21 protein-coding genes are annotated in these 18,518 nt (G+C 70.0%); 18 read left to right on the top strand and 3 right to left on the bottom strand.

The features are described from left to right. Positions 1-23 precede the first annotated feature (23 nt). The 9 genes from ACUN0C_RS13710 to ACUN0C_RS13670 all read left to right on the top strand — a co-directional run bounded on the left by ACUN0C_RS13710 (position 24) and on the right by ACUN0C_RS13670 (position 7,290). On the top strand, positions 24-407 hold the full coding sequence (locus ACUN0C_RS13710; RefSeq protein ID WP_445466945.1) for a 4a-hydroxytetrahydrobiopterin dehydratase: 384 nt from the start codon (positions 24-26) through the stop codon (positions 405-407). 93 nt (positions 408-500) lie between these two features. After that, positions 501-1,562, top strand: a complete 1,062-nt coding sequence (locus ACUN0C_RS13705) for a formylmethanofuran dehydrogenase (RefSeq protein ID WP_445466944.1) — start codon at positions 501-503, stop codon at positions 1,560-1,562. After that, positions 1,556-3,202 (top strand): formylmethanofuran dehydrogenase subunit A, encoded by a 1,647-nt coding sequence (locus ACUN0C_RS13700; protein ID WP_445466943.1) that lies wholly within the window; start codon positions 1,556-1,558, stop codon positions 3,200-3,202. Before ACUN0C_RS13705 ends, ACUN0C_RS13700 begins: the two co-directional genes overlap by 7 nt. Continuing rightward, positions 3,190-4,098, top strand: a complete 909-nt coding sequence (gene fhcD / locus ACUN0C_RS13695) for a formylmethanofuran--tetrahydromethanopterin N-formyltransferase (protein ID WP_445466942.1) — start codon at positions 3,190-3,192, stop codon at positions 4,096-4,098. Before ACUN0C_RS13700 ends, fhcD begins: the two co-directional genes overlap by 13 nt. After that, the gene (locus ACUN0C_RS13690; protein ID WP_445466941.1) at positions 4,095-4,901 is read left to right on the top strand and encodes a formylmethanofuran dehydrogenase subunit C; all 807 of its coding nucleotides are present in this window, start codon (positions 4,095-4,097) and stop codon (positions 4,899-4,901) included. Before fhcD ends, ACUN0C_RS13690 begins: the two co-directional genes overlap by 4 nt. Before the next feature lie 98 nt (positions 4,902-4,999). Then, positions 5,000-5,212, top strand: coding sequence for a hypothetical protein (locus ACUN0C_RS13685; protein WP_445466940.1), 213 nt, complete (start codon positions 5,000-5,002; stop codon positions 5,210-5,212). A gap of 69 nt (positions 5,213-5,281) precedes the next feature. Continuing rightward, complete coding sequence (locus ACUN0C_RS13680; protein WP_445467043.1) at positions 5,282-6,019, top strand: ATP-binding cassette domain-containing protein; 738 nt, start codon at positions 5,282-5,284, stop codon at positions 6,017-6,019. Further along, on the top strand, positions 6,016-6,834 hold the full coding sequence (locus ACUN0C_RS13675) for an ABC transporter permease (RefSeq protein WP_445466939.1): 819 nt from the start codon (positions 6,016-6,018) through the stop codon (positions 6,832-6,834). Before ACUN0C_RS13680 ends, ACUN0C_RS13675 begins: the two co-directional genes overlap by 4 nt. Positions 6,835-6,921: 87 nt before the next feature. Beyond that, positions 6,922-7,290 (top strand): hypothetical protein, encoded by a 369-nt coding sequence (locus ACUN0C_RS13670; protein ID WP_445466938.1) that lies wholly within the window; start codon positions 6,922-6,924, stop codon positions 7,288-7,290. 21 nt (positions 7,291-7,311) lie between these two features. Here the strand turns inward: ACUN0C_RS13670 and ACUN0C_RS13665 are convergent, their stop codons facing one another. Together ACUN0C_RS13665 and ACUN0C_RS13660 are read right to left on the bottom strand one after the other, a co-directional pair. Next, positions 7,312-8,130, bottom strand: coding sequence for a quinoprotein dehydrogenase-associated SoxYZ-like carrier (locus tag ACUN0C_RS13665; protein ID WP_445466937.1), 819 nt, complete (start codon positions 8,128-8,130; stop codon positions 7,312-7,314). An 83-nt stretch (positions 8,131-8,213) separates the two neighbouring features. Further along, positions 8,214-9,188 (bottom strand): quinoprotein relay system zinc metallohydrolase 2, encoded by a 975-nt coding sequence (locus ACUN0C_RS13660; RefSeq protein WP_445466936.1) that lies wholly within the window; start codon positions 9,186-9,188, stop codon positions 8,214-8,216. 254 nt (positions 9,189-9,442) lie between these two features. Between ACUN0C_RS13660 and ACUN0C_RS13655 the strand changes: the two genes are divergently transcribed. The 4 genes from ACUN0C_RS13655 (at position 9,443) to ACUN0C_RS13640 (ending at position 13,500) form a co-directional block, all read left to right on the top strand. Next, on the top strand, positions 9,443-11,269 hold the full coding sequence (locus ACUN0C_RS13655; RefSeq protein WP_445466935.1) for a methanol/ethanol family PQQ-dependent dehydrogenase: 1,827 nt from the start codon (positions 9,443-9,445) through the stop codon (positions 11,267-11,269). A 100-nt stretch (positions 11,270-11,369) separates the two neighbouring features. Next, positions 11,370-12,074 carry a c-type cytochrome, methanol metabolism-related gene (locus ACUN0C_RS13650; protein ID WP_445466934.1) on the top strand — a complete coding sequence of 235 codons (705 nt, stop codon included), beginning with the start codon at positions 11,370-11,372 and terminating at the stop codon, positions 12,072-12,074. 11 nt (positions 12,075-12,085) lie between these two features. Beyond that, the gene (locus ACUN0C_RS13645) at positions 12,086-12,931 is read left to right on the top strand and encodes a substrate-binding domain-containing protein (RefSeq protein WP_445466933.1); all 846 of its coding nucleotides are present in this window, start codon (positions 12,086-12,088) and stop codon (positions 12,929-12,931) included. Beyond that, on the top strand, positions 12,928-13,500 hold the full coding sequence (locus ACUN0C_RS13640) for a PQQ-dependent catabolism-associated CXXCW motif protein (RefSeq protein ID WP_445466932.1): 573 nt from the start codon (positions 12,928-12,930) through the stop codon (positions 13,498-13,500). Before ACUN0C_RS13645 ends, ACUN0C_RS13640 begins: the two co-directional genes overlap by 4 nt. Here the strand turns inward: ACUN0C_RS13640 and ACUN0C_RS13635 are convergent. Next, positions 13,490-14,107, bottom strand: coding sequence for a hypothetical protein (locus tag ACUN0C_RS13635; RefSeq protein WP_445466931.1), 618 nt, complete (start codon positions 14,105-14,107; stop codon positions 13,490-13,492). The two genes, ACUN0C_RS13640 and ACUN0C_RS13635, sit on opposite strands and share 11 nt — an antisense overlap. Before the next feature lie 201 nt (positions 14,108-14,308). On the opposite strand from ACUN0C_RS13635, the gene ACUN0C_RS13630 reads away from it, so the two are divergent. The 5 genes from ACUN0C_RS13630 to ACUN0C_RS13610 are packed head-to-tail and all read left to right on the top strand — an operon-like array spanning position 14,309 to position 18,518. After that, positions 14,309-14,806, top strand: coding sequence for a DUF3280 domain-containing protein (locus ACUN0C_RS13630; protein ID WP_445466930.1), 498 nt, complete (start codon positions 14,309-14,311; stop codon positions 14,804-14,806). After that, entirely contained in the window at positions 14,803-15,981 is a 1,179-nt protein-coding gene (locus ACUN0C_RS13625; protein WP_445466929.1) for a (5-formylfuran-3-yl)methyl phosphate synthase, read from the top strand. Before ACUN0C_RS13630 ends, ACUN0C_RS13625 begins: the two co-directional genes overlap by 4 nt. After that, complete coding sequence (locus ACUN0C_RS13620) at positions 15,978-16,580, top strand: amino acid kinase family protein (RefSeq protein ID WP_445466928.1); 603 nt, start codon at positions 15,978-15,980, stop codon at positions 16,578-16,580. The genes ACUN0C_RS13625 and ACUN0C_RS13620 overlap by 4 nt, the downstream gene beginning before the upstream one ends. Next, positions 16,577-17,131, top strand: coding sequence for a flavoprotein (locus ACUN0C_RS13615; RefSeq protein ID WP_445466927.1), 555 nt, complete (start codon positions 16,577-16,579; stop codon positions 17,129-17,131). The genes ACUN0C_RS13620 and ACUN0C_RS13615 overlap by 4 nt, the downstream gene beginning before the upstream one ends. Then, positions 17,121-18,518 carry a DUF6513 domain-containing protein gene (locus ACUN0C_RS13610; RefSeq protein WP_445466926.1) on the top strand — a complete coding sequence of 466 codons (1,398 nt, stop codon included), beginning with the start codon at positions 17,121-17,123 and terminating at the stop codon, positions 18,516-18,518. The genes ACUN0C_RS13615 and ACUN0C_RS13610 overlap by 11 nt, the downstream gene beginning before the upstream one ends.

The raw sequence follows: 18,518 nt of genomic DNA, 5'->3' as shown, positions 1-18,518 counted from the left end.
AGAGACCTCGGGGACAATCAACGATGAGCGAACGAGCGAAGGACCGCGTCTATAGCGAGGATGAGATCGCGGCGCGGCTGCAGTCCGAGCTGCCGCATTGGCGCTACGAGAACGGCTGGATACGCCGCCGCTACCGGACCGCGAGCTGGAAGGGTACACTGATGGTGATCAACGCGGTCGGCCATCTGGCGGAGGCGGCCTGGCATCATCCCGACCTCACGGCGTCCTATGCGTGGGTCGAGGTGCGGCTGATGAACCATGCCGCCAAGGGCATCACGGACAAGGATTTCGAGCTGGCGAAGAAGATCGAGGACGTGGTCCAGTGGCAGCCCGGCAAGGCCGGCGGCGCCCTGGAGGGTACGCCCGGCGGAGACCAGCGCTTCGCCTACATCAAGTACGACGACTAGAAGGACGACGACTGGAGGCCGGGATCCGACGGCCCGTCCGACCGGGGTTCCGGTGGAGGCGGGCGCTCGGGAACCCGGTCCGAAGGGGGGAAATTGAGCTCGCCCGAGGCTTACATCGAGGGCCGGGCAGCGACGCTCGACGACGCGCTGACCCATGCCGCCCACCTGCTCGCCGGGAGCAGGCTTCCTGTCGTGGCCGGAACGCCCGCGGACGTGGCGTCGATCCGCGCGTCGGTCCGGCTCGCCGAGCGGGCCGGCGGCGTGTTCGACCACGCCGCCGCCGCGGAAAGCCTGCGCGACACGACGGTGCTGCGCGAGGCCGGCATGATGCTCGTCACGCCGGCCGAGGCCCGCGAGCGGGCGGACTTCGTGCTCCTCGTCGGGTCCGCGCCGCTCGAGCTCTGGCCGGGGCTCCTCGATTTTCTCGCCGGCGGGCCTGCGGGAGATCGGCCCGCTTGCACCGTCGCATGCCTCGGGACGGCGGCGCCGGCCGGCGAAGCCGCGGCTCATGCCTACGCGAGTGCCCTGGAGCCGCCCGACGCGCTCGCCGCGCTGCGCGCCCGCATCGCCGGCCGGCCGGTCGCTGGCGACGGCGGCGATCTCGACCGGCTCGCCGCGGCCATGAAGGCGGCGCGGTACGGCGTGGTGGTCTGGGCCGCGCGCGACCTCGACGAGCTCGCGATCGAAATGCTCGCCGGCCTCGTGAAGGACCTCAACGCAGCCACCCGCTGGGCGGGCATCCCGGTCGCGGACGAGGCGGGCGGGCCGGCGGCGACGACGGTCTGCGGCTGGATGACCGGATATCCGGCGCCGATCGGCTTCGGCCGCGGCTGGCCCGAGCACGATCCGTGGCGCTTCGACTCCGGCCGGCTCCTGGCGAGCGGGGAGGGCGATCTGCTCGTCTGGGTGGACGGCGGAACCGGCCTCGAGCCGCCGCCGGCCCCCGGATGCGCGGTGATCGCGCTCACCTCCGACCCGGCGCAGGCCGCTGCGGCGGCGGTTGCCATCGGCATCGGCCGCAGCGGCGAGGACCACGACGCCGTGATCCACGACCGGCGGATCGCGACCTTCACGGCCATGCAGGCGTCCCGTCGCTCGAATGCCCTGCCGGCCGCAGAGGCGATCGCGCGGATCGCAGACCGCCTGCCATGCTGATCCGGCTGGCAGGCGGCCGGGTCGTCGATCCGGCGAACGGGCAAGACGCTGTGGCGGACGTCTGGCTCCGCGACGAGCGGATCGTGGCGCCGCCGGAAGGCGAGGCACCCGACGCGACCTACGACCTCGCCGGCAAGATCGTGATGGCCGGTGCGATCGACATCCACACCCATGTCGCGGGCATCAACGTCAACACGTCCCGGCTGCTCCTGCCGGAACAGCACTGGACGCATGCGGCGCGGCGCGCCGAGACGCCGCTCGGCAACGCCCGCCGATCCACTTTCGAGACGGGCCGGCTCTATGCCGAAATGGGCTATACGATGGTCGTGGAGCCGGCCGTGCCGCCGAGCCATGCGCTGCACGCCCATCTCGAGCTCGCCGACATCCCCATCCTCGACACCGCGGCGCTCCTGGTCATCGGCAACGACGATTTCACGCTCAATCTCCTGCACGGGAAGGAAGGCCGCGACGCGCTCGTCGACTACGTCCGCGCCACGCTGCGCGACGGCCGGGGGCTCGGCATCAAGGTCATCAATGCGGGCGGCGCCGCCGCGTTCAAGGAGAACGTCCGGACGTTCGGCTTCGACGACGAAGTGCCAAGCTACGGCCTCAGCTCGCGGGAGATCGTGCTCGCTTTGCAGGAGGCGGTGGTGGAGGCGGGCGTTCCCCATCCGCTCCACGTCCATTGCAACAATCTCGGCGTTCCGGGCGCATTCGAGACCGCGCTCACCACGATGGACGCCGCCGGCGACCGGCCGATGCACTTCGCGCACCTGCAGTTCTACGGCTACGGGCGCGAGGGCCGCCGGCACTTCTCCTCCGCCGCGGCCGCGCTGGCCGAGCGCGTGAACGCCCGACCGAACGTCACCGTCGATGTCGGGCAGGTCATGTTCGGGCCGACCGTCACGGTCTCGTCCGACACGCTGCGCCAGTACGCCCAGCACGCCTTCGCCCGGCCGAAGAAGTGGGTCGTCTGGGACGGCATCGGCAATGGCGGCGGCATCGTGCCGATCCGCTACCGGCACGACGACTTCGTGAACGCCGTGCAATGGGCGATCGGGCTGGAGCTCTTCCTGCTGATCGACGACCCGTGGCGCGTCTACTTCACCACCGACCACCCGAACGGCGCGCACTTCACCACCTATCCCGCGATCATTCATCTCCTCATGGACAGGGAGGAGCGCGCGCGCTGGCTCGAGCGCCTGCCCAAGACGGCGCTCGAGGCGACCGACCTCGAGGCGATCACGCGCGAATACTCGCTCTACGAGATCGCGATCATGACGAGGGCGTCGCCGGCGCGCCTGCTCGGCCTGCCCGACCGCGGCCATCTCGGCCCCGGCGCGCTCGCCGACGTCGCCGTCTACCACGATCTGCCGGACCGGGCGGCGATGTTCGCGGACGCCCACCTGGTCTTCAAGTCGGGCGACCTGGTGGTGCGGGACGGCGCCGTCACGCATTATCGCCCCGGACGGACCGTGACGCTTCGCCCGGACGTCGAGGCTGCGATGAGCCGGCGGATCGCGGAGCACAACGAGCGCCGCTACGGCCTTCCGCCCGATGCCTTCGCCATCCCGGAGAGCGCGATCGCGCAGGTTGCCGGCATCGGGGACGTGTTCGAGGTGGCACAATGCCGCCGCTGAGCCTCAACGGCGTCGCCATCGACGACACTTTCGCCGAGGCGTTCGGGATGCGCGCGACGGCGGTCGTCATCACCGCCGACACGGCCGGCTGGGCGCGCCAGGCGGCGGTCACGATGACCGGGTTCGCGACCTCGGTGATCGCCTGCGGCTGCGAGGCTGCCGTCGACGCGGAGCTCGACCCGGCCGACACGCCGGACGGCAGGCCGGGCGTCCGCGTCCTGATCTTCTCCGTGTCGACGAAGATGCTCGAGACGCAGCTCCAGGCGCGCGTCGGGCAATGCGTGCTCACCAGCCCGGGTTCGGCCTGCTTCGCCGGCCTGACGGGCGAGGAGGCGCTGAAGATCGGCGACGCGCTCCGCTATTTCGGCGACGGTTGGCAGATCGCCAAGCAGATCGGCGGGCGGCGCTTCTGGCGCATCCCCGTCATGGACGGCGAGTTCGTCTGCGAAGGCACGACCGGCCTTACCAAGGCCGCGGTCGGGGGCGGGAACCTGCTCCTGATGGGCCGCGACCGGCCGTCGACGCTGCGGGCGGCCGAGGCCGCGGTCGCGGCCATCGCGGCCGTGCCCGACGTCATCATGCCGTTCCCGGGCGGCATCGTGCGCTCCGGGTCGAAGGTCGGATCGAAATACAAGGCGCTGCCCGCCTCCACCAATCATTCCTATTGCCCGACGCTGCGCGGCCGCGTCGCCAGCGAGCTGACGCCGGAGATCGGCTCCGTGCTCGAGATCGTGATCGACGGCCTGACCGCCGAATCGGTGCGCGAGGCGATGCGCGCCGGCCTCCACGCCGCCTGCGCGCTCGGACCGGATGACGGCGCCCTCCGCATCGGCGCCGGCAATTACGGCGGCAAGCTTGGGCAGTTCCACTACCGGCTCGGGGAGCTCTTGTCGTGACCGGCTTCGTGCTCCGGCTCCGCGCCGAGCCGCCGCAGCGGCTCGACCTCTCGCCGGTGAGGCTCGACCGCATGTCGGCCATGTCGGACGGCGAGATCGCCCGCCTGGAGCTTCAAACGACGCGGGAGACGGCCCGGCTGGGCGACCTCTTCGGGATCGCCCGCCAGGATGCCGATGAGATCCGTATCGAGGGCGGGTCCGACCGCCTCGACCTCGTGGGCCACGGCATGGCGGCCGGCGCCATTCTCGTCGACGGCCCGGTCGGGCAGCAGGTCGGGCGGGCGATGTCCGGCGGCACGATCCGTGTGCTCGGCCGCGCCGGCCCGCTCGCAGGCTCCGGCATGACCGGGGGGCGACTGGACATATCCGGCGACGCCGGAGACCGGCTCGGGGGGCCTCGGCCGGGCGAGATGGTCGGCATGGCCGGCGGTGCGATCCTGGTCCGCGGCGGGGCCGGAGAGCGGGCCGGCGACCGGATGCGCCGGGGCCTGATCGCAATCGGCGGCGATGTCGGCGGCCATGCGGGGAGCCGGATGATCGCCGGCACGCTCGTCGCCGGCGGCCGCGCGGGGCCCCGCCCGGGCTATCTCATGCGGCGCGGAACGCTCCTGTTCGGGCGGGGCGCGGACGGAATGAGCCCGACCTTCCTCGACACCGGCGCGCATGATCTGGTCGCGCTGCGCCTCATCTCGAAAACGCTGGTTGCGCTCGGGTATCAAGAAGATTTGATTGCCGGCCCGATGCGGAGATACATGGGCGATACCGCGGTCCTTGGTCTTGGTGAGATATTCGTGCCGGCATAGCGCGTTGAACCGGCCGGCTCGTTCATGGTTATGGCCTCGACGCTTTGTGTCCGCTCGCGCCTTGCGGGCTGCATGCTGCGTCTACCGGAGATGAACATATGAGTCTCGTCGATCTCGTCTTTGCCGTGTGCATGCTGGCGCAGCCGACCGAGTGCAAGGAGCAGCATCTCTATTTCGAGGCCGGCGGGTCGCTCAACCAGTGCATGGGCGAAGCGATGCCCCACCTCGCCAAATGGGCGGGCGAGCATCCGGGCTGGCGGGTCGTGCGCTTCCGCTGCGAATGGGCCGGCGCGAAGGGCAAGCAGATCTGATCGGGCGGGATTGCCAGTCCGCGCCGCTTGGCTATTCTCCCGCGCGTGATCCAGCCCGACAGCAGCGATGTGCCGGCCTTGCTCGTGGAGGGTGTGTCCTTCGCCTACACGGAGAAGGCCGCCCTGGACGACGTCTCGTTCGCGGTTCGGCCGGGGCGCTTCGCGGCGCTCCTCGGGCCGAACGGCGCCGGCAAGTCGACGCTCTTCGCGCTCATCACCCGGCTCCTGCGGACCGACCGGGGCCGGATCGCGATCTGCGGCCTTGACGTCAACAAGGCGGGGGCGGCGGCGCTCGCCCCGCTCGGGGTGGTGTTCCAGCAGCCGACGCTCGACCTCGACCTGACCGTCGCGCAGAACCTGCGCTATTTCGCGCGGCTGCGCGGGCTCGGCCGGCGCGAGATGACGCGCCGCATCGACCGGGAGCTCGGGCGCTTCGAGATGAGGCACCGGGCCGCCGAGAAGGTGAGGGCGCTGAACGGCGGCCACCGCAGGCGGGTGGAGATCGCCCGTGCGCTGCTCGGCAACCCGAGCCTGCTGCTTCTCGACGAGCCGACGGTCGGCCTCGACGTGCCGTCGCGCAAGGCGATCGTCGAGCATGTGCACGACCTCGCCGCCTCGGAAGGCATCGCGGTGCTGTGGGCGACGCATCTCATCGACGAGATCCGGCGCGGCGACGACCTGGTCATCCTCCACCGGGGCCGCATCGCCGAGAAGGGGCCGGTCGAGGAGGTCCTCGCCAGGACGCGGACGGCCGGGCTCGAGGACGCCTTCGCCGCGCTGACCGCTCCGCGCGCGGAAGCCGCATGACGGTCGGGATGTACGCGGCCGCGCTGGGGGCGGTCATCTGGCGGGAGGTGCTGCGCTTCCTCTATCAGCGCGAGCGCTTCCTCTCCGCCCTGGTCAGGCCGCTCGTCTGGCTGCTGGTCTTCGCGGCGGGCTTCCGCAGCGTGCTCGGCATCTCCATCCAGCCGCCCTACCAGACCTACATCACCTACGACGTCTACATCGCGCCCGGCCTGATCGGCATGATCCAGCTCTTCGCCGGCATGCAGTCCTCGCTCTCCATGGTCTACGACCGCGAGATGGGCTCCATGCGCGTGCTCCTGACGACGCCCTTGCCGCGCTGGTTCCTGCTGTTCGCGAAGCTTTGCGGGGGCGTGATCGTCTCCATCCTGCAGGTCTACGCCTTCCTTCTCATCGCACGGCTCCTCGGCATCGAGTTCCCGCTCGTCGGCTATGCCCTCGTCCTGCCGGCACTCGTACTGACGGGGCTGATGCTCGGCGCGATCGGCATGTTCATCTCGTCGACGGTGCGCCAGCTGGAGAATTTCGCCGGGGTCATGAACTTCGTGATCTTTCCCGCCTTCTTCCTGTCGTCGGCGCTCTACCCGCTCTGGCGCATGCGGGAATCGAGCGTGATCCTCTACTGGCTGTGCGAGCTGAACCCGTTCACGCACGCCGTGGAACTCATCCGCTTCGCGCTCTACGGCGAGGTCAACTGGACCGCGGCCGCGATCGTCTGCGGGACCCTGCTCGTCTTCCTCACGCTCTCCGTCTGGGGCTACAATCCCCAGCGCGGGATGCGGGTGGGGAGCGGCCCTGCGCTCGAGCGGGCGGGGTGAGGCGGCGGACCGGCCGCTCGCGCGGCGCCGTGGTTGACACCGGCCGGGGCGATACGCACTTGTCGAGGATCGTGATCGGAGCAGGCCATGCGGACAATCCCGGTTTCCCGTAACGTGCTGTCTGCACTCTGCGCAGCCGCGCTCCTCGCCGCAGCGGGCTGGCAGCCCGCCCGCGCCGCGAACGACTACCCGACCGAGGCGGTCGCCGATTACGTCTTCGCCTGCGTCAAGGCGAACGGGGAATCGCCCGCCATCCTGAAGAACTGCTCGTGCTCGATCGACGTCATCGCATCGCTCCTTCCCTACGAGCGCTACGAGAGCGCCAGCACGTTCCTGAGCATGGGCCAGGTCGCGGGCGAGAAGGGCGTCATCTTCCGGACGAGCGCCCCGGCCAAGGCCGCGATCAGCGACCTTCGGCGGGCGCAGGCGGAGGCCGAGGTGCGCTGCTTCTACTGAGCGCCGCCTTGGCGCCGCGCCTCACGACGCGCGGCGCATCTCCTGCGGCCAGGAGCTGCGGAAGACCTTGCCCTCCGTGTCCGTCGCCTCGACGGTGATGTCCTCGCCGTTGCTGCGATAGGTGAAGCGGACGTTCGGGTCCTCGCTGAGCGAGATGCCGCCTTCCACGGCGAGGATCGGCGCATCGCCCTGCTTCACGACCAGCGACTGGATGAAGTGGGCGGGGATGTAGTGCCGCGTCACCTGGTCCATCTGCAGCCCCGAATAGTTGGGGTGCCGCACCATGACCTGGGCGTCCTGTGCGCCGGTCGAAAGGTTCTGCGCGGCCGGCTCGAACATGCGGAACCGCATCTCGCCCATGCTGGCGAGCGCCTGGTCGGCGTCCTTGAGCGCCGGCGCCGAGCACCCGCCGGACGCCTTCACGAAGGCGGCGTCCATGTAGAGGCGGCCCTTCTCGTCCTCGGCGACGGCATGGACGTTGCTGTAGGTGTTGACCCGCACCCGGGTCGCGATCTGCGTCACGCCGGCCTCGGCGCCGAGCTCGAAGACGGCCGCCACCGGGGCGGGGTTCTCGTCGATCACGAGCGTGATGCGCCGGATCGGCGTGCCGTCCGGCGCCGTCGCCTCGGCCCGGATCGTCATCGGCACGACGGCGGCATCCTCGGCCCGCGCCGGCGCCTCCAGCCGGACGAGGCCCGTTCCGGTCTCGATCGGCCGTCCGTCGAACACGTCGACGACGAGCCCGGGCCAGGGATCCTGCCGCGGGGCGGGTTGCGCCGATGCGGCGGCAGCGAGCGCAAGCGTCAGCCCCAGGGCGATGAACGATGTCTTGATGCTCATGGCCATCTCCGTGCCGGTTGGGCCTTTGCGGATCATTATAGCGCAGCCCGCGGCTCCCGGGAAACGCGCGACGCGCGGCAGCCTCATTCCCACTCGAGCTCGGCGAAGGCGGCGGTGACATTGCGGGCGTGGAACGCGCCGAACAGCTCCCAGCGCGGCCGCTCCTCCTCCGCCCCGGCCCCGAGCGCGGACTGGAGCGTGCTGCCTGCCGCGATGGCCGCGCGCACGTCGCGCGCCACGGCCTCGAAATAGCGGCGCTCGTCGTCGAGCGCGGCCGGCCACGGGGCGGAGGCCGGGCCATGCCCCGGCACGACGCGCGCCGCCGGAACCGCGGCGAGTTCGTCGACCGCGGAAAGCCAGCCCTTGATGCTGCCGTCGATCGAAGGGACGTGCTGCAGGAACACCAGGTCGCCTGCGAACAGCGTCCCGGTCGTCCGGTCGAGAACGGTGAGGTCGTTGTCGGTGTGGGCGGTCGGCCAGGCCCTCAGCTCGATGACGCGGCCGCCGAGGTCGAGCTCCGTCCGGTCCTCCACCAGGAGGTCGGGCGGCACGATCCGGATCTCTGCCGTGAGATCCGGGCCGAGCAGGGCGGCGTTCGCCCGGAGGTAGTGCTCCCCGCGCGCGGAAAGCGCCCGCGGCAGCTTGGCATGGCCGACGAATTGCGGCCGCTCCTCCTCGAAGGCGGCGTTCCCGAAGACGTGGTCCGGATGCATGTGCGTGTTGATCACGTAGCGGACGGGGAGGTCGGTGACGCTGCGGATGGCGGCGAGGAGGGCGCGCCCTTCGGCGACGCTGCCGCCGGTATCGACCACCGCGACGGCCTCGCCGCCGACGATGAAGCCCACATTGGCGATCGCGCCGGCATTCGCCTCCGACATGAGGTCAACCGCCCCGGCGTGGACGAACACGCCGGGCGCGATCGGCTCCAGTGCGAGCGGCTCTGCCGACCATGCCGGGGCGGCGAGGAGAAGGCTGGCGGAGAGCGCTCCGGCGGGCCGGAGAAACGCCCATGCGAGCGCGCGGCACGGCGAAATCGGACGCGCCTGAGAAGGTCGCATTTGCATGTCATTGCTCGCTTGCCGATTCAAAAGAACCCACCTACACTCATCTTACGGTTATCGACTGCAATGCATCCGTGTTGGGAGCGCGGATGCCGTGATCGAAGGCCTGCGGGGAGAAAGATACTCCAAACCCCGCAAGGTCGTGACACGCTGTCGAGGAACCTTCCCACAATGAACGTGCCTGGGCGCGTCGAGGTCGAACGCGATTCGCCCCGGCTATTCGCGACGTAGAAGTCGGATGGGAGGGCCTAATGGGTCGGAAACTACTAACAGCATGTGTGAGTGTGGCGGCGATGCTCGTTGCGGGCGGCGCTGCAACGGCGAATGAACAGCTCCAGGAGATGGAGAAGAACGCCAAGAACTGGGTCATGCCGACCGGCAATTACGCCAACTGGCGTTATTCCGAGCTGGACCAGATCAACAAGGACAACGTGAAGGACCTGAAGGTCGCGTGGACCTTCTCCACCGGCGTCCTGCGCGGCCATGAGGGTGGCCCGCTCGTGATCGACGGGACGATGTACGTCCACACGCCGTTCCCGAACATCGTCTACTCGCTCGACCTCAACGAGGACGGGGCGATCAACTGGAAGTACGAGCCGAAGCAGGACCCGAACGTTATCGGCGTGATGTGCTGCGACACGGTCAATCGCGGCGTCGCGTACGCGCCGGCCGCGGACGGCCAGCCGGCCCTGATCATCCTGCACCAGGCCGACACCAAGGTGGTCGCGCTCAATGCGGAGACCGGCGAAGAGGTCTGGACGGCGCAGAACGGCGATCCGTCGAAGGGCGAGACCGGCACGGCGGCGCCGATGGTGTTCAAGGACAAGGTCCTGATCGGCATCTCCGGCGGCGAGTTCGGCGTGCGCGGGTCGGTGACGGCCTACAACCTGAAGGACGGCAGCCAGGCCTGGCGCGCCTACTCGATGGGCCCGGACAGCGACACGCTGATGGACCCCGAGCAGACGACGCATCTCGGCAAGCCGGTCGGCCCGGATTCCGGAACGGCGACCTGGGAAGGCGACCAGTGGCAGATCGGCGGCGGGACGACGTGGGGCTGGTTCTCCTACGATTCCGAGCTCGACCTGATCTATTACGGCACCGGCAATCCCTCGACCTGGAACCCGGCGCAGCGCCCGGGCGACAATCGCTGGTCGATGACCATCTTCGCCCGCAACCCGGACACGGGCATGGCGAAGTGGGTCTACCAGATGACGCCGCACGACGAGTGGGACTATGACGGGATCAACGAGATGATCCTGTCGGACCTCGAGATGGACGGCCAGACGGTGAAGACGCTGGTCCATTTCGACCGCAACGGCCTCGCCTACACGGTGAACCGCGAGAACGGCGATCTGCTGGTGGCGGAGAAGTACGATCCGGTCGTGAACTGGACGACCGGCGTCGACATGGACAAGAACAGCGAGAACTACGGGCGCCCGGCCGTGGTGGCGGAGTACTCGACCGAGCAGAACGGCGAGGACGTGAACTCGACCGGCATCTGCCCGGCGGCTCTCGGCACCAAGGACCAGCAGCCGGCGGCCTACTCGCCCAAGACGAAGATGTTCTACGTGCCGACGAACCACGTCTGCATGGACTACGAGCCGTTCCGCGTCAGCTATACGGCCGGGCAGCCCTATGTCGGGGCGACGCTCAGCATGTATCCGGCGCCGAACAGCCATGGCGGCATGGGCAACTTCATCGCCTGGGACGCCACGACCGGCAAGATCGCCTGGTCCATCCCCGAGCAGTTCTCGGTGTGGTCCGGCGCGCTCGCCACGGCCGGCGACGTGGTCTTCTACGGCACGCTCGAGGGCTACCTGAAGGCGGTCGACAACGACGGCAAGGAACTGTTCAAGTTCAAGACCCCGTCGGGCATCATCGGCAACGTCACGACCTACGAGCATGACGGCAAGCAGCAGATCGCGATCCTTTCGGGCATCGGCGGCTGGGCCGGCATCGGCCTCGCAGCGGGCCTGACGGATCCGACGGCCGGCCTCGGCGCGGTGGGCGGCTATGCCGGGCTGTCGCGCTACACGGCGCTCGGCGGTCAGCTGACCGTGTTCGAACTGCCGGATTGATCTGAACGATCAGCCGACATAGCGGGGGCTCGGCACGGAAACGGCTCGTGCCGGGCCCCTTCTTGTTCAGACCATGCGTAAATTCGAGAGAGGAGTATTCATGCTGCTTCGAGGCATGATCCCGACTGCAGTCGCGCTTGCACTCGGCAGCGCTTCGTTCGTTTCGGTTGCGGGGGCACAAGCGCAGGGCACGACGCCTCCTGCCGCGCCGGAGGCTTCCGGCACTGGCTCGGCTGCAGGCCAGGTCCCGCCCGCGGCAGCGGAACAGGCGCCCGCGGCCGCCGGCCAGCAGCAGGCGCCGGCGCCGGGTCAGGCGCCTGCCGCGGCGGCCCCGGCGCAGCCGGCCGCCGGCGGCCAGGCGGCCGCCGCCCGCGAAGGCGTCACCAACGAGGACGGCAAGTACTACACGGCCGACGGCGACCCGACCTACAACATCGCCGAGGACGGCACCGTCGACTGGTACACCTTCTCGGGCTTCCGCCGGTATCATGCCGAGTGCCACGTCTGCCACGGTCCCGAGGGCCTGGGGTCGTCGTACGCGCCCTCGCTCGTGAACTCGCTGAAGACGATGGAATATTCGACCTTCCTGGAGGTGGTGACGAACGGCCGCCTGCACGTCGACGCCTCGAATCAGAACGTGATGCCGGCCTTCGGCACGAACCCGAACGTCATGTGCTACATCGACGACCTCTACATCTATCTCGAGGCGCGCGCGAAGGGCGGCCTGAAGCCCGGCCGCCCCGCCAAGCGCGAGGACAAGCCGGAAGCGGCCATCGAGGCGGAGAACGCCTGCATGGGCGGTTAGGAGCAACCCAGATGCTTACGACACACCGGATCGCCGCCCTCGCGGCGGCGATCCTCCTGATCGGCACCTCCGCAGCGTCGGCCCAGCATTCCGGGCTCGGCGGGGCGGTCGAACTGATCGATCCGGAATATCTGCGCGTCTGCGCGGATCCGGACAATCTGCCGTTCTCCGACGACAAGGGCGCGGGATTCGAGAACAAGCTGGCGGAACTCGTGGCGTCGAAGCTCGGCAAGAAGGTGAGCTACCACTACTTCCCGCAGGTGACGGGCTTCGTGCGTAACACGCTCGCGGCCAATCGCTGCGACGTGATCATGAACTACCCGCAAGGCGACGAGCTGGTCCAGAACACGAACGCCTACTACCGGACGGCGTATGCGCTGGTCTACCGGGGCGGCGGCGAGCTCGACGGCATCGAGACGATCGAGGACGCCAAGCTGCAGGGCAAGCGCGTCGGCGTGGTCGCCGGGACGCCGCCGGCGACGAACCTCGCGAAGGCCGGCCTGATCGGGAAGGCGAAGCCCTACCAGCTGTTCGTGGACACCCGCATCGACTCGACGTTCGAGCAGATGATCAAGGACGTTGAGGACGGCGTGACCGATGCGGCCGTCGTGTGGGGCCCGGTCGCTGGCTATTACGCCGCGCGGGCCAATCCGCCGCTCGAGGTCGTGCCGCTGACCGCGGAGAAGGTCGGGTCCCGCATGGTCTACCGGATGACGATGGGCGTGCGCGCGGCAGACCAGAACTGGAAGCGGCAGCTGAACGATCTCATTCGGGAGAACCAAGGCGAGATCAACAAGATCCTGCTTGAGTACAGTGTGCCGATCCTCGACGAGAAGGACCAGAGGATCACCCAATGACGCGAGCCGGCGCGGCGGCCTTGCTCGCCGCGCTGTCTCTCCTCGCGGTCGGCCAGGCCCGGGGCGAGGCGCCGGTGCCCGAGCCCCCGGGCTACCGGATGGACGACTACCGCTCGCCGGTTCCGGCCACTCTGGCGGGCGCGCGGGTCGTCTCGACTCCGGAGGCTTACCGCCTCTGGGAGGAGCGGAACGCCACCTTCATCGACGTCCTGCCGCGGCCGCCGAAACCGAACCTGCCGGAGGGGACGGTGTGGCGCGAACAGCCGCGCTTCGGCATTCCGGGCAGCATCTGGCTGCCGGATGTCGGCTACGGCGCGCTTTCGTCGGAGATGGAGCGCTACTACCGGGAGAACCTCGCCCGGGCCACCTCGGGCGATCCCGGCCGCACCATCGTGATCTATTGCCTCGCCGAGTGCTGGATGTCCTGGAACGCGGCCAGACGGGCGCTCGAATGGGGCTATGCCGACGTCGTCTGGTATCCCGACGGCACCGACGGCTGGAGCGTCGAGGGGCATCCGACCGAGGAATACGCGCCCGCGCCGCGCCCGGGCGAGGCAGTCAGCCGCTGAGCCCGGCCTGGAGCGCGCGCGCAAGCGTGAAGAAGCGCTGCTCGATGAGCGTGGGGACCTCGCAGACGAAGCTCAGCGATGCGCGCCGCTCGTCGAAGATGCGCGTGGACCATATGATCTGGTCGGTCTTCTCGGCGATCACCTGACGGTCGGCGTCCGGCTTCTCCTCCAGCGTCTCGAGCGCGACCGTCTCCCGCCGGATTGCTTCGGCGAGGTCCTTCTGCTTGCGCCCGTAGCGCTCGATGCCTGCGATGACCTGCTTCCGCTCCGCGTCGAGCGTTCTGAAAAGGCCGGCGAAGACGGCGGTGAGCCGCGCCTCGCGCTCCGCTTCGTCGAGGCTCTGCGCGAACTGGGTCACGCGTTCCTGCGCGTCCTGCAAGGGGATCCGGCGGGAGGCGAGTTCCTCGACCAGGCCGCGAACCTCGGGGTCCTGGTCCCACGTGGCGAGGACGGCGTCGATCGCCGGGCCCGACCAGACGGCGGCCGGCTGCAACTCCGGCACCTTCCGCTGGATGCACGGCCAATCCGGGTCGTGCCCGGGTGGCTGGGCGAATGCCGGGGCGGCAAGGAGGGGGATCAAGGCGGCGAGCATGGGCCAACGGAACATCGATCTTCCTCTGTCGTGCGATGCCTGCGCCTGTGCGGCATGCCCGCTCCGGGCAACCGGCGGACCCGGGCGACGGCCGGTCGAGCCGCGATCATGGACGCTGAGTTGTGGCGAAGCAAGGGCGCGGAGGCGCTGTTCCGGGCGCGAAATCGCCTTGTCACCGGCCGCGCCGACGCTAGTGTGAGCGCCATGAATCCGACAGTGAAAAAGCTTCTCATGGCGGTCGCCGGGCTCGCGCTCGCGGTAGCCGCCGCGCATGCCGAGCCGCGGAAGACCGCCATCTTCGATCTGGAGCTGGTCGATACGAGCGGCGGCAATGCTCCCGATGAAAGGGCGCAGGAACTGGCCCGTCTCGAAGCGCTCGGGAGCCGGCTCAGGGAAAGGCTGCGCGAGAGCGGCCGGTACGACCTCGTCGACATCGAGCCCGTGCGCGCCCGGGCGCTGGGCTACAACCTCCAGGCCTGCGGCGGGTGCGACGTGAAGCTCGCCCGGGAGGTCGGCGCGGAGATCGTCGTCACCGGCTTCGTGCAGAAGGTCTCGAACCTGATTCTGAACATCAACGTCTACATGCGGGACGTTGCGACCGGCCGGATGATCAAGGGCGTGAGCGCCGACATTCGCGGCAATACGGACGAATCCTGGCGGCGCGGGCTCGAGTGGCTGCTGGCCCACCGGATCCTGCCGGAGACGCAGCCATGACGCTGATGCTCGCCAGCGTCGCGGATCCGGACGAGGCGGAGCTGGTCGTCTCGCTCGGCGCCGACATCGTGGACGCGAAGGATCCGAAGGCCGGTGCGCTCGGTGCGCTGCCGCCCGAAGCGATCGCGGCGATCGTCGCCACCGTGGCCGGCCGCCGGCCGGTGAGCGCGGTGATCGGCGACCTCCCGATGGAGCCGGAGCTCGTCCGCGGCGCGGTCGAGCAGGTTGCCGGCGCCGGCGTCGATCACGTCAAGATCGGGTTCTTTCCCGGCGGCGACGCCAATGCCGTCATTGAGGCCCTGGCGGAGCCGGCCGGGAGAGTGCGGCTGATCGCTGTGCTCTTCGCCGACCGCGTGCCGGATTTCGCAATCCTTCCGCGCCTGGCGCGCGGCGGCTTCGCGGGCGTGATGCTGGACACCGCCGGGAAGGGGGAGGGGCGTCTCCTCGACCATATCGAGGTCCCTGCCATTTCCGGCTTCATGCGGCGGGCGCGCAACCTCAAGCTCCAGATCGGGCTCGCCGGCAGCCTGGAGGCGCCGGACGTGCCGCGCCTGCTGCCGCTCAAGCCGGACTTCCTGGGCTTTCGCGGCGCGCTCTGCAGCCGCCTCGACCGCACCGGCCGGATCGACGCCGCCGCCGTGAAGCAGATCAGGTCGCTCATTCCGAGCGCGAGCCGGGACGGGGCCGATCCGCACCCCGACCTCCACGTTCTCGCCGCGCGCGGCTATGCGCCGGACGTCGCCGCCGAGGCGCAGGGGGGCAGCGACCGCATCTTCGTGCGGGACTTCGTCCTGCCGGTGCAGATCGGGGCCTACAGCCACGAGCGCGTTGCGCCCCAGCGCGTCCGCTTCGACGTCACGGTGGAGACGTTCAGGATCAGCCCCGAGGCGCAGGACCTCAGCCGCATCCTCTCCTACGACCTCATCACGGACGGCATCCGCGCCATCGTCGCCGAAGGGCACATCGACCTGGCCGAGACGCTCGCGGAGCGGATCGCGGCGCGCCTGCTGCTCGACCCGCGGACCCGCTCGGTCACGGTGCGCGTGGAGAAGCTCGACCTCGGCTCGGGCGGGGTGGGCGTGGAGATCGTCCGGCGGCGGGCGCTCGAGCCGCGTTCCGTGCACCCGCTGACCGGAAGCCGGCCCGCGCCGGCCGGATCGAAGTCGCCCGGTTGAGGCCGGCGGCAATCATCAAGCTCGGCGGGAGCTACGCGCTGTCGCCGGATCTCGGCCGCGCCCTCGAGGCGATCGCGCTATGCGGCGCGCCGGTCGTCGTTGTGCCGGGCGGCGGCCCGTTCGCCGACGCCGTGCGTGCGGCGCAGCTCCGCATGGGGTTCGGCGATCGCGCGGCGCACCGGATGGCGCTCCTCGCGATGGCGCAGTTCGCAGAGGCGCTCGCCGATCTCGGCCCAGGTCTGGAGGTGGCGGAGAGCGCCGAGGCCATCCGCGCGGCGCTCGGCGCGAAGCGCGTGCCGGTCTGGTCGCCGCTGCCGATGGCGCTCGGAGCCGATCTTCCGGAGAGCTGGGACGTCACCTCCGACAGCCTTGCCGTGTGGCTCGCGCGCGCGCTCGGCGCGCCGAAGGTGGTGCTCCTCAAGAGCGCGGAGCCGTCGCCGGGCGCATCGGCCGAGGAGCTCGCCGCGGCCGGCATCGTGGACCCGCATCTGCCCCGGATCCTCGGGTCGGGCGCACCGGCGCTCGCGGTCCTCGGACCGGCCATGCTCGGCAGCCTCGCTGACATCGTGGCCGGCGATCGGCTAGGGTCGCGCGCATGAGTTCCGTCAGGACGCCGCGCTGGGGCTGGGCGCTCACCGGCTCGGGCCACTACTTTCCCGAATGCCTCGCGCTCCTGCGCGACCTGGAGGACGTCGACGTCTTCGTCAGCAAGGCGGCGGCCGAGGTCGTGCGCATGTACCGGAAGGAGTTCCAGCTGCCCGCCTCGATGCGGATCTTCCGCGACACGACGGCGAGCGCGGCCCCGGTCGGGCTCTTCTACGAGGGTGTCTACCACACGCTGATCGTCGCCCCGGCGACCTCGAACACCGTCGCGAAATGCGTCTACGGCATCTCGGACAATCTCGCGACGAACGTCTTCGCGCAGGCTGGCAAGTGCCGCGTGCCGGCCATCGTCTTCGCCTGCGACACGGCGCCGGAACTCGAAACGATGGCGCCGGAGGGCATGGTGAAGGTCTATCCGCGCCGGATCGACCTGGAGAACACGGCGCGCCTCAAGGAATTCGAGGCGACGGTCGTCGCGGAGACCTTCGCCGAGCTGACGGAGGCGATCGGGCGGCGCCGGGCGGAGATCGCCGCCAATGTCTCGTGAGCGCTTCCTGTTCCTGACCGGGCGGCTCGCGCGGCCGCGGCTCGACCGTGTGCTCGCCGGCCTTCGCGAACCCGCCTTCGACTGGGCCGTGCAGGACATGGGCGTGAAGGTCGCCGCGCTGATGACCGAAGCGATCATCGAGCGGCGGCTGCAACGGCCGGTCGAGGCCGACCGCGTCATCGTGCCGGGCCGATGCCGCGGCGACCTCGAGCGGCTCTCCGGACTGTTCGGCGTCCCGTTCGTGCGCGGCCCGGACGAGCTCGCCGACCTGCCGTCGTTCCTCGGCTTCGGGGCCGCGCCGCCCGATCTCTCCCGCTACGACATCCGCATCTTCGCCGAGATCGTCGAGGCGCCGCAGCTCTCGGTCGCGGACATCCTCGCAAGGGCCCGGCAGCTCCGCGCCGGCGGCGCCGACGTGATCGACCTCGGCGGGCTGCCCGACACGCCGTTCCCGCATCTGGAGGAGGCGGTTCGGGCGCTTGCCGCGGACGGCATGACGGTGAGCGTCGATTCGGCCGATCCGGGCGAACTGGAGCGCGGCGCGCGCGCCGGCGCGAAATACGTGCTGAGCCTGACGGAGGAGACGCTCGGGCTGGCGGCGGACACCGGCGCCATCCCGGTCCTCGTGCCGGCGCAGGCGGGCGACCTCGATTCGCTCCTGCGTGCCGTGGACCGTGCCGAGGCGCTGGGCCTCGAATTCCTCGCCGACCCCATCCTCGACCCGATCCATTTCGGCTTCACGCAGTCGCTGCTCCGTTATGCCGAGCTCCGCCGCCTGCGGCCGGGCGTCGAGATCTTGATGGGGACCGGAAACCTGACCGAGCTGACCGATGCCGATTCCGTCGGCGTGACGGCGGTGCTTCTCGGCGTCTGCTCCGAGCTCGGCATCCGGAACGTCCTCTCGGTCCAGGTGAGCCCGCACACGCGCCGGACGCTTGCCGAGCACGACGCGGCGCGCCGCCTGATGTTCGCCGCGCGCGAGGACCATTCGCTGCCGCGCGGCTACGGGCGCGCGCTTCTCTGCCTGCACGATCGCAAGCCCTTCCCCGCCACGCCCGAGGACATAGCGGCGATGGCGGAGGCGGTACGGGACGCGAACTTCAGGATCGAGACCGCGGAGGACGGCATCCACGTCTACAACCGTGACGGCCATCACGTCGGGACGAGCGCGCTGGCGATGTTCCCGAAGCTGAACGTCGAGGCCGACGGCGCCCATGCCTTCTATCTCGGCACCGAACTGATGAAGGCGGAGACCGCGCTCCGCCTCGGCAAGCGCTATTCGCAGGACGAGCCGCTCGACTGGGGCGCCGGCGCGGAGCGCGAGGCGGAGGACCTCACGCGGCTCGCAGAGGCCGGTCACACGCTCCGGGCGAAGGAAGGCCGCTGA

Source organism: Faunimonas sp. B44, from assembly GCF_052655945.1.
This window is presented reverse-complemented; position numbering and strand designations above follow the sequence as displayed.

Coding starts and splice junctions, on each gene's coding strand:
- ACUN0C_RS13615 (WP_445466927.1), top strand. CDS start 16,577: ATGAGTTCCGTCAGGACGCCGCGCTGGGGCTGGGCGCTCACCGGCTCG.
- ACUN0C_RS13635 (WP_445466931.1), bottom strand. CDS start 14,107: ATGTTCCGTTGGCCCATGCTCGCCGCCTTGATCCCCCTCCTTGCCGCC.
- ACUN0C_RS13610 (WP_445466926.1), top strand. CDS start 17,121: ATGTCTCGTGAGCGCTTCCTGTTCCTGACCGGGCGGCTCGCGCGGCCG.
- fhcD (WP_445466942.1), top strand. CDS start 3,190: ATGCCGCCGCTGAGCCTCAACGGCGTCGCCATCGACGACACTTTCGCC.
- ACUN0C_RS13670 (WP_445466938.1), top strand. CDS start 6,922: ATGCGGACAATCCCGGTTTCCCGTAACGTGCTGTCTGCACTCTGCGCA.
- ACUN0C_RS13665 (WP_445466937.1), bottom strand. CDS start 8,130: ATGAGCATCAAGACATCGTTCATCGCCCTGGGGCTGACGCTTGCGCTC.
- ACUN0C_RS13685 (WP_445466940.1), top strand. CDS start 5,000: ATGAGTCTCGTCGATCTCGTCTTTGCCGTGTGCATGCTGGCGCAGCCG.
- ACUN0C_RS13655 (WP_445466935.1), top strand. CDS start 9,443: ATGGGTCGGAAACTACTAACAGCATGTGTGAGTGTGGCGGCGATGCTC.
- ACUN0C_RS13650 (WP_445466934.1), top strand. CDS start 11,370: ATGCTGCTTCGAGGCATGATCCCGACTGCAGTCGCGCTTGCACTCGGC.
- ACUN0C_RS13710 (WP_445466945.1), top strand. CDS start 24: ATGAGCGAACGAGCGAAGGACCGCGTCTATAGCGAGGATGAGATCGCG.
- ACUN0C_RS13700 (WP_445466943.1), top strand. CDS start 1,556: ATGCTGATCCGGCTGGCAGGCGGCCGGGTCGTCGATCCGGCGAACGGG.
- ACUN0C_RS13645 (WP_445466933.1), top strand. CDS start 12,086: ATGCTTACGACACACCGGATCGCCGCCCTCGCGGCGGCGATCCTCCTG.
- ACUN0C_RS13660 (WP_445466936.1), bottom strand. CDS start 9,188: ATGCGACCTTCTCAGGCGCGTCCGATTTCGCCGTGCCGCGCGCTCGCA.
- ACUN0C_RS13625 (WP_445466929.1), top strand. CDS start 14,803: ATGACGCTGATGCTCGCCAGCGTCGCGGATCCGGACGAGGCGGAGCTG.
- ACUN0C_RS13675 (WP_445466939.1), top strand. CDS start 6,016: ATGACGGTCGGGATGTACGCGGCCGCGCTGGGGGCGGTCATCTGGCGG.
- ACUN0C_RS13640 (WP_445466932.1), top strand. CDS start 12,928: ATGACGCGAGCCGGCGCGGCGGCCTTGCTCGCCGCGCTGTCTCTCCTC.